This is a genomic window from Falsiroseomonas stagni DSM 19981 (assembly GCF_900114315.1).
GTDB classification, from domain to species: domain Bacteria; phylum Pseudomonadota; class Alphaproteobacteria; order Acetobacterales; family Acetobacteraceae; genus Falsiroseomonas; species Falsiroseomonas stagni.
Window position 1 is genome coordinate 255,925 of the sequence record NZ_FOSQ01000008.1, and the last position, 7,933, is coordinate 263,857.

10 protein-coding genes and 1 other annotated feature are annotated in these 7,933 nt (G+C 68.1%); of the genes, 5 read left to right on the plus strand and 5 right to left on the minus strand.

The window, feature by feature from the left end; genetic code table 11:
- Positions 1-109: 109 nt before the first annotated feature.
- A complete protein-coding gene (locus tag BM041_RS20110) occupies positions 110-1,012 on the minus strand; it encodes a hypothetical protein (RefSeq protein WP_139226109.1) in 903 nt (300 codons plus the stop codon).
- A 295-nt stretch (positions 1,013-1,307) separates the two neighbouring features.
- On the opposite strand from BM041_RS20110, the gene BM041_RS20115 reads away from it, so the two are divergent.
- Positions 1,308-1,541: a hypothetical protein gene (locus BM041_RS20115; protein WP_092961675.1), complete on the plus strand. Its 234-nt coding sequence runs from the start codon at positions 1,308-1,310 to the stop codon at positions 1,539-1,541.
- A gap of 79 nt (positions 1,542-1,620) precedes the next feature.
- Here BM041_RS20115 and BM041_RS20120 read toward each other — a convergent pair whose 3' ends face one another.
- Positions 1,621-2,853, minus strand: coding sequence for an alpha/beta fold hydrolase (locus BM041_RS20120; RefSeq protein WP_092961676.1), 1,233 nt, complete (start codon positions 2,851-2,853; stop codon positions 1,621-1,623).
- 401 nt (positions 2,854-3,254) lie between these two features.
- Here BM041_RS20120 and BM041_RS20125 point away from each other — a divergent pair, with 401 nt between their 5' ends.
- On the plus strand, positions 3,255-3,767 hold the full coding sequence (locus BM041_RS20125; protein WP_092961677.1) for a hypothetical protein: 513 nt from the start codon (positions 3,255-3,257) through the stop codon (positions 3,765-3,767).
- A 154-nt stretch (positions 3,768-3,921) separates the two neighbouring features.
- Here the strand turns inward: BM041_RS20125 and BM041_RS20130 are convergent, their stop codons facing one another.
- Together BM041_RS20130 and BM041_RS20135 are read right to left on the minus strand one after the other, a co-directional pair.
- Positions 3,922-4,251 (minus strand): type II toxin-antitoxin system RelE/ParE family toxin, encoded by a 330-nt coding sequence (locus BM041_RS20130; protein ID WP_092961678.1) that lies wholly within the window; start codon positions 4,249-4,251, stop codon positions 3,922-3,924.
- On the minus strand, positions 4,248-4,475 hold the full coding sequence (locus BM041_RS20135; protein WP_217648783.1) for a type II toxin-antitoxin system ParD family antitoxin: 228 nt from the start codon (positions 4,473-4,475) through the stop codon (positions 4,248-4,250). Before BM041_RS20135 ends, BM041_RS20130 begins: the two co-directional genes overlap by 4 nt.
- Before the next feature lie 221 nt (positions 4,476-4,696).
- Between BM041_RS20135 and BM041_RS20140 the strand changes: the two genes are divergently transcribed.
- The 3 genes from BM041_RS20140 to BM041_RS20150 all read left to right on the plus strand — a co-directional run bounded on the left by BM041_RS20140 (position 4,697) and on the right by BM041_RS20150 (position 6,447).
- Positions 4,697-4,933, plus strand: coding sequence for a hypothetical protein (locus BM041_RS20140; protein ID WP_092961680.1), 237 nt, complete (start codon positions 4,697-4,699; stop codon positions 4,931-4,933).
- A 92-nt stretch (positions 4,934-5,025) separates the two neighbouring features.
- Positions 5,026-5,841: a DUF3489 domain-containing protein gene (locus BM041_RS30970; RefSeq protein ID WP_245762177.1), complete on the plus strand. Its 816-nt coding sequence runs from the start codon at positions 5,026-5,028 to the stop codon at positions 5,839-5,841.
- A gap of 90 nt (positions 5,842-5,931) precedes the next feature.
- Positions 5,932-6,447: a MerR family transcriptional regulator gene (locus BM041_RS20150; RefSeq protein WP_092961707.1), complete on the plus strand. Its 516-nt coding sequence runs from the start codon at positions 5,932-5,934 to the stop codon at positions 6,445-6,447.
- 204 nt (positions 6,448-6,651) lie between these two features.
- Here the strand turns inward: BM041_RS20150 and BM041_RS20160 are convergent.
- A protein-coding gene (locus BM041_RS20160; RefSeq protein WP_245762178.1) for an IS3 family transposase occupies positions 6,652-7,883 on the minus strand; the annotation gives its coding sequence in 2 pieces (ribosomal slippage) (positions 6,652-7,592 and positions 7,592-7,883; 1,233 coding nt in all).
- Positions 7,483-7,599: a sequence feature (AL1L pseudoknot), on the minus strand. (Overlaps the previous gene by 117 nt.)
- Positions 7,884-7,933: the final 50 nt, after the last annotated feature.

Below are 7,933 nucleotides of genomic sequence, written 5' to 3' on the forward strand. Positions count from 1 at the left end.
ACCATCGGTCGGCACGCTGTGGCGTGCGGTTGCAATGGCACACCATTCACATCAGTTTTTGCGCCTGAAAAAGCTGCCTGAAATGGGTCAACGCTTTCTATTTCGGGCGCTATTTCGGGCGCGATTGCAGGCCCCGCCGATGTGCCGTCCCAATGTTGTTTGCAATGGTCTTGGCCGTCGCTTTGGGCCAGTCCGGATGCGTCGTGGCCAGCCAGGCGGACAGATATTCGGCCTCGTGCGTGATCTTCTCCTTGGCCTCGCCTGAGGCCAGACGGCGCGTATGTTCGACCTCAATCAACTGCTGGGAGGTCGGGCGACCGACGAAGCCTGATCGCCCGGAGATCACAGAAGTATTGTCTGCCGGTGCCGGTGCCGGTGCCGCTGGCATTTCGGGCATCACCGCTGGCGCCTCCGCTGGTGAGGCAACCCGTGGACTCGCCGCGAATACCCGCACGCCACGGAGCGTGATCCCGCCCGGCAGGGTCACCGAGCCAGGCGCCGGTGGAGGGGAGATGTGGCTGCTGTAGGGCTTGCTGCCTCGACGCACGGTCGCCTCCTCCCAGCCCAGCGCGATCTCGGCCGCACCCCAGGCCAGGGCCGGGATATCCACCGGCTGCAGCGGGTTTCGCGGCGAGATGCCGCGCGCCTTGAACGCGCCACCGGCGAGCCGCGCCGCCAGCGATCCAGGCAGGGCTGCGCGCTGCTCGGCGCGCCGCACCAGGGCGGCGGCGATTCGCTGCGCCGTCTCGGCCTCATAGGCGCGGCAGGCCGCCACCACGGTCTCCAGCCCGGCCGGGATCGCGCCGCGCGCCAGCACCGCCGCCGCGACCGTGTCGATGATGTCGACCGGCACCTGAGACCACGGCGACGGCGCAGGCTGTATGCCGGGCACGGCACGCGCCGCGGTGACGTCGTCGGGAAACCATGCCGCGGACCAGGCGCCGGGAAACAGCGCCGCCGCCGCCTCGGGCAGCGTCCAGCCCTCGGGAGGCGGTTCGGGGGTGGCTGTCACGGACGACTCCAGCGAGGATTCGATTCGGGGTGGCGCGCCGAGGCTAATCGGCCAGCGCGTGCTCGCCCACCGCCTGGAGCCGAGCCTCGCCCCTGAATGTCGATTTTGTCGCTTGCGCGCGTGTGAGAAGGAAAAGCCAAAACGGCCCCTCTTTCACACTTCTGATGTCCCCATCGCCCCCTGTCTGCTCGCGCGCGCGTAAGCGACATTTGCGACATCTGGCCGGAGCGCCGCAAGCGCGGGCAGGCCACCTTCCGCGCGGCCACCGCCGCACCGCATTGCACGCGAGGTCGAGGTGATCGTCGCCGAATGGCTGCGCGCGCCCGATGCCGATCCCGTCGAGGCAAAGGGCTGGCTCGACGAATTGCGCGAGCAGATCGTCGTGGGCGTGGCCGACGCTGAGGAGCGGCTCTCTGACATCGACAGCAGCGAGCCAGCGGCGGTGAAGCAGGCGCAAGCCACGCTGGCCGCGCTGGTCGCCACGCGGGATGCCGCTGAGCGCGCGCGGGCTGCCGTGACGGCGACGTGACGCGGTGTGCGATGTCGGAGCCGCCCCCCGGTGAGCGGAAGGGAGCGGCTCCTGTTAGCCTACGGGCCTGAACTCAGCCTCACCCGGGGCATCGGTCGGGTCTCGACCAGTGCCGCGGATACTGCGGGCCGCTGAAGCCAGGTCGTCCGTCATCGATCCGCTGCAACAGGTCGCGGATCTCCGAGGTAATGACCGCAATCCCGCGCGGGCTCCGCGTCCCTCCATGGCCCGCCAGGTCGTCGATATCCACGATCTTGGCGTTCGGGGCATGCATTGCGACGGTCATCACCCCGCTCTCGCCGGGCGGCAGCAGCTGGTCGTAGCAGTTCGGAATGAGCAGAAGGCGCGCGCGGATGGAGCGCGCGGCCGCGCGCAGGTCCCCGTTGAACGGCGGAGCAGCGGCTATGTCGTGGCTCTCGATAGCCCATGTGCGATAGATCCAGTCGCGCGCCTGCGTCGTATTGCCGATCTGCTCGACCTGCTGGGCGTAGTTGCGGTGCACCTGATCGCGTGACGCGAAGAGCCCCTCGAAGCCGCCGGCCGAGATGCCGAAGGCGTTCTGGATGATCATGCCAACGCCGGTGCCGCGCCGCGGCGGGTCGTCGTTCGGGTAACTCCCGTCGCGCCACTTCGGATCGAGCATGATGGCCTGGCGAGCCGACTCCCAGATGAAGTTCACCTGCCTGTTCGCGTGCGCCTGCGGCACCAAGGGGATTACGGCGGCCATGAAGTCCGGATAGCTCACCGCCCACTGCATCGAGGCGATGCCGCCCATCGAGGTGCCGGTTACCGCAACCAGGCGTCGGATGTTCAGGCACTCCGTCACCAGCCGGTACTCCGCATTCACCATGTCGCGCATGGTGAAGCGTGGGAAGTTCATGTTCATGCCAGACCGCGTCGGAGAGGTCGTCGCATTCGGGTCCAGGGACGCGACGCTGAGCGTGTCCGGCTGGATGACGAAGTAGCGGCCTGTGTCGAGGGCAAGGCCCGGGCCGGCCCAAGCGGTCTGCGTGCTACGATCGCCACGCAGGCCGTGAATGGACAGGATCGCATTGCTGCGATCCGCATTCAGCGTGCCATGGGTGATGTAGGTCATCCGGAAGTCGGGAATGACGGCGCCACTCTCGAGCCTCAGCTCGCCAAGCTGACAGGTCTGCACCTCAGGCCGCTGCGCCGCGGTCTGGGGGGTTTGCGCTGCGGCCGGTAAGGACAGCAGAACCGCACTCAGGGCGCAGGACAGGAAGGTCGCGGCGTAGCGGCCGGGCGCCCGATGGCGCGTTCGGGATTGTCGGTGCACTGGCTTTTCCTCCATGGCGGGCGCTCTTTGGCGCCACACTCAGGAGCGTCGCGCGCTCGCGGCGAGCCTGTCCAGCCCGCCTTCCGAGCGGGAGTCCCGCGATCTGCAGATCTGTTACAATTCACCTGGTAGCGGCGCGCAAATCGCGCTGGTTATAGTGGGGACACGTCGAGAAGGTACGTCGAGCACCGCGGCTCCCGAGCCACTCGCCAGCTGATAAGCCACTGTGGCTTTCGAGCCGCAGGGTCCTTCCTGGCCCCGCTGTATGCGGGGGGCCATCGCGCGCGAGGTCGCTAGCGGTAGGCGATAAACGAGGTTGCCAATCCGTGAGGATCGTCGCGTAAGCGATTCGCCGGACTCAATTTTGATCCGATGCCAGATGCAAACTGATTGCCAGGCCGCAGCCATGACAGGAGATGACGTTGCAAGAGCGCATCACCTCCGCACGCGACGTCGCCCGCCGCCTCGGGCTTTCGCACACCGCGATCCAGAAGGCTGAGCAGGTCGGGCGGATCCGCCGTGAGACGGACGGGTCCTGGGACCTCGAGCGTGTTCGCCGCGACATGATAGCATCGGCTGTGCCGGGCCGCTCGCCCCTGGCGACGCCAGGTGATGACACGCCACTGGGCAGACTGACGCTCGCTCGGCTTGCGCTCGGTGTCGAGGCACAACGCTTGGCAATCGACGAGACCAAGGGCCGCCTGATGGATATCACCGCCGCAAACCACCGCATCGACGAAGTCGCCGCTGGCATGCGCGATGCGGTGCTGAACTGGCCGGCGCGAGTGTCGGGCCAGATCGCCGCCGAGATCGGCCGCGACCCGCATCTGGTGCAGACCATCCTTCAGGAGCAGATGAACGCGCTGCTGCTGGAGGTCGCCGATCGGCTGGATCCACCTGCTTCAATTCAGAGAGACCCGCGCGCGTGATGCGCGGGCCGCATCGACTTCCCAGCGGCGGGAGTTCGATCGGTGGGCGCCGGACCGAAGATGGTTAGCGGCGCGCGGCCCGCCGGCGCCGAGACGTTCGCCGGCATGGGCGGCTCCATCCGTTCAACGAAGCGGGATCCGCACGACGGAAGGGCTATGGCGCCTCGGGTTCCTGCATCCAGGCCGGGATTTCGCGCTGCGCATGCAGCACCCGCCAGACGTCGAGGTGGTCCTCCCGCTCGACGTAGAACACCAGATACGGGTATCGCCGCAACGGCCAGGCGCGGAGCCCTTCCAGCAGCAACTCGAAGGCGTAGCGTGGCGAGCCCACGGCCGGATGCTGCGCGATCCGCCGGAACGCCCGCTCCAGCGCGTCAATGAAGGCCAGCGCGACCGGCTCGCCGGCTTCCGCCGCGTAATGGGCGATGGCCTGGTCGATGTCCCGCTGTGCCGCCTGTCGCGGAATCACCGGCTTGGCGGTCACGCCTGCCGTTGGCGAACGCGGCGGCGGAGCGTGTCGAAATAGCCGTCATCCACTGGCGCCGTCGGAGCAGATGCCGCGCCGTCCAGCAGCAGCCCGCGCAGGCGCTCGCGTTCCTGGTCCTTGCGGATCAGCTCGCGGACATACTCGCTGCTGGTGGAGTAGCCACGCGCGGCGACCTGCTCGTCCACGAAGGATTTCAGCCCATCCGGCAGGGAGACGTTCATGGTGCCCATTGGCCAGACGATACCCGTGTTTGGCAAAAATTGGCAAGAATGATGTGCGCCGGGAGGCACTCCAGGCCGGCGTCCGGCATGATCATGATGTGATCCAGACCGCCGGAACATAGCAATTCCGCGCCGCTGTATCTTGCTTGGCTTGTGCGCGTCACAGCGCGAATGGTCCGTCACGCGCAGGGGATGCCCTGCCGCAACAAACGGAGACCAGCATGACGGACCGCACCGCCCGCGCCGCCCGCAACCAGGAAAACAGCCTGGCCGCCTTTCTCGCGAAGAAGGCCGAATTCGACGCCCTCCTCGCCGAACTCACCCAGGCCAGCGCGGACCATTTCGGCGCAGACCCCGAGATGGTGCTTTGGGGCGAAGCAGCCTGGCTTTCGAATGCCACCGCGAAGCTGAAAGACATCGCGGACCAGCATTTCCGCCGCGGCGAATACGCAGCCTGACGCGGGCCACTCCCACACCGCCCCGACCGGCAGCGCCGGCGGGGCTCCCGGCAGTAGGGGCCGATGACCGGCACCCGGAACCGGAGACCACCATGATGACCAAGCTTTCCGACAGCCAGCGCGTGATCCTGAGCGCCGCCGCGCAGCACGAGATGGGACTGGCCCGCGCGCCGAAGACTCTGCCGGCCGCCGCCCACAACGCGGTCTTCCGCAGCCTGATCAAGAACAACCTGCTCACCGAGATCAACGCCCCGCGGGACTTCGTCGGGCTCGGCTGGCGCCAGGATAAGGACGGGACCTGGATCGTGGCGCGCATCACCGACGAGGGGCTGCGCGCCATCGGCATCGCCCCGATTGAGGGCGACGCGGCGGCCGGCGAGCCCGACTGCTCGGGCATCGAGGGCAGCGTGCCCGACACGGCGCTCACGGGCGCGGACGACACCGCCGAAGGGGATGCCTCCGCGGAGGAAGCCGAACCCGCCCAGGGCGCGCCCACACCCGCCCCGCGCGCCAGCCTGCGCGACGCCGCCGCTGCGGTGCTGGCCGCCTGGGATGCCAGCCCGGCGCAGGACGCGACCGACAACCCGATCAGCCGCGCCATCGAGGCCCTCCGCGCCGCCCTCGCCGGCAAGCCGCGCCGTGCCGCGAGCGAGCCCGGCGCCCCGCGCAAGCCGCGCGAGGGCGCCAAGCAGGAGCAGGTGCTGGCCATGCTGCGCCGCCCCGAGGGCGCCACGGTCGCGCAAATCGCGGAAGCCACCGGCTGGGCGCAGCACACGGTCCGCGGCTTCTTCGCGGGGCTGAAGAAGCGCCAAGGGATCGAGGTGCTGGTGCTGGAGCGGGTCCGCCAGGTCGGCCCGAACAAGGAGGGCGCCCGCGGCTCTTACACGGTCTACCACCTGCCGGCCTGACCACGGAGCCGGACACGTCGAGGGCCCGCCGCCGGACGGTAGCGGGCCCTTGCTCGTGATGACCATCACGTGCGGCGGGAGGTCGCCGCCATGCCCGAGCTGACCGCCTCCACGCGCGAGGCCGCCCGCCGCCTCGGCGTCAGTGACACCGCCATCCACAAAGCCGAACGCGCGGGCCGCATCGCCCGTGAACCGGACGGCCAGTGGGACATCGACAAGACCCGCCGCCGCCTGACCGAAACCGCCGATCCCGCCCGCTCGCCCCTGGCCAGCGGTGCTGGCGCAGACGGCACGCCGTTCGCCCGGCTGAAGGTCGCGCAGCTTGCCCTGAAGGTGGAGGCGCAGCGCCTCTCGCTGGACGAGACCAAGCGCCGCCTGCTGGACGTTGCCGAGGCCAATGCCGCGCTCGACGAGATCGGCAGCACGATGCGCGACGCGCTGTTGAACTGGCCGGCCCGCGTCTCGGGCCTGATCGCCGCCGAGATCAGCGTCGACCCGCATCTGCTGCAGACCATCCTGCAGAGCCACATCAACGACCTGCTGACGGAGGCGGCCGATCGCTTCGATCCAGCAGGTCTCGGAGGGGATCGGTCTCCACAGCCGTGAGCATGTCCGCCGGCGTGTCGGCGCCATGCTGCGCCCGCCGCCGCAGCTCACCGTCTCAGAATGGGCCGAGCGGCACCGCATACTTGGCAGCCGGGCCTCCGCCGAGCCAGGCCCCTGGCGCACCAGCCGCACGCCGTACCTGAAGGACGTGATGGACGCGCTCTCTGAACCGCCCCGGGTTCGCCGGAGGCTGTTTGGTTTGAGTCACGCGGCCAATGCTGGCTGTTCCAGCGCGGCATAGTATCGGGCTTCGGCCTCGGCGGGCGGGATATTCCCGATCGGCTCCAGGATCCTCCGATGGTTGAACCAGTCCACCCATTCCAGGGTCGCGAACTCAACGGCGTCGAAGCTCCTCCACGGTCCGCGCCGATGGATGACCTCGGCTTTGTAGAGCCCGTTGATGGTCTCCGCGAGCGCGTTGTCATAGCTGTCGCCCACACTGCCGACCGAGGGCTCGATGCCTGCTTCCGCCAGCCGCTCGGTGTAGCGAATGGAGACATATTGCGACCCGCGATCGCTGTGATGGACCAGGCCGCCCTGATGCAGCGGCCGCCTCTCATGCAGTGCCTGTTCCAGCGCATCGAGCACGAAGCCTGCATGCGCGGTGCGCGACACCCGCCAGCCCACGATGCGTCGGGCATAGGTGTCGATCACGAAGGCGACGTAGACAAACCCCGCCCAAGTCGCGACGTAGGTGAAGTCCGACACCCACAGCGCATTGGGCCGCGGCGCCATGAATCGCCGATTGACGTGGTCCAGCGGGCAAGGGACCGCCTTGTCGCTGATGGTGGTGCGGACCGGCTTACCGCGGATCACGCCCTGTAAACCCAGGCTTTTCATCAGCCGCGCCACGGTGCAGCGGGCCACCTGCTGGCCCTCGCGCAGCAACTGGCGCCAGACTTTGCGCACGCCGTAGACGCTGAAATTCTCGTCGAACACCCGTTCAATGAGCGGCATCAGGGCTGCATCTCGACGGGCTCTTGCCGAGCACCTCGTCGGGTCGATCCGCTGGGCGACATGCGTGTGGTAGGTGGATGGCGCGATCGGCAAAACCTCGCAGATCGGCTCGACGCCATGAACACCTCGGTGATCGTCGATGAAGGCGATCATCGCTTGAACCGGCGGTCGAGCTCCGCCTGCGCAAAATATGCGCTTGCCTTGCGCAGGATCTCGTTGGCCTGGCGCAGCTCCCGGTTCTCCCGCTCCAGGGACTTCACCCTGGCGGCCATCTCTGTCGTCGGGCCAGGGCGGCGCCCCGTGTCACGCTCTGCCTTTTTCACCCACTCGTTCAGCGTCTGCGCCGTGCAGCCAATCTTGGCCGCAATCGACAGGATCGTCGCCCATCGGGACGGATGCTGAGCCTCGTGATCCAGCACCATTCGCACAGCGCGGTCTCGAACCTCAGGTGAGAACTTGTTCGTCGTCTTGCTCGGCATCGCTCCAGCCTCTCAGGAGTTGGAGCCTCCGACAAACCCGGGACGGTTCA

Bases quoted from the DNA above. Each gene is read 5' to 3' on its own strand.
- BM041_RS20125 (WP_092961677.1), top strand. From the start codon at position 3,255: ATGACGTTGCAAGAGCGCATCACCTCCGCACGCGACGTCGCCCGCCGC.
- BM041_RS20140 (WP_092961680.1), top strand. From the start codon at position 4,697: ATGACGGACCGCACCGCCCGCGCCGCCCGCAACCAGGAAAACAGCCTG.
- BM041_RS20120 (WP_092961676.1), bottom strand. From the start codon at position 2,853: ATGGAGGAAAAGCCAGTGCACCGACAATCCCGAACGCGCCATCGGGCG.
- BM041_RS20150 (WP_092961707.1), top strand. From the start codon at position 5,932: ATGCCCGAGCTGACCGCCTCCACGCGCGAGGCCGCCCGCCGCCTCGGC.
- BM041_RS30970 (WP_245762177.1), top strand. From the start codon at position 5,026: ATGATGACCAAGCTTTCCGACAGCCAGCGCGTGATCCTGAGCGCCGCC.
- BM041_RS20135 (WP_217648783.1), bottom strand. From the start codon at position 4,475: ATGAACGTCTCCCTGCCGGATGGGCTGAAATCCTTCGTGGACGAGCAG.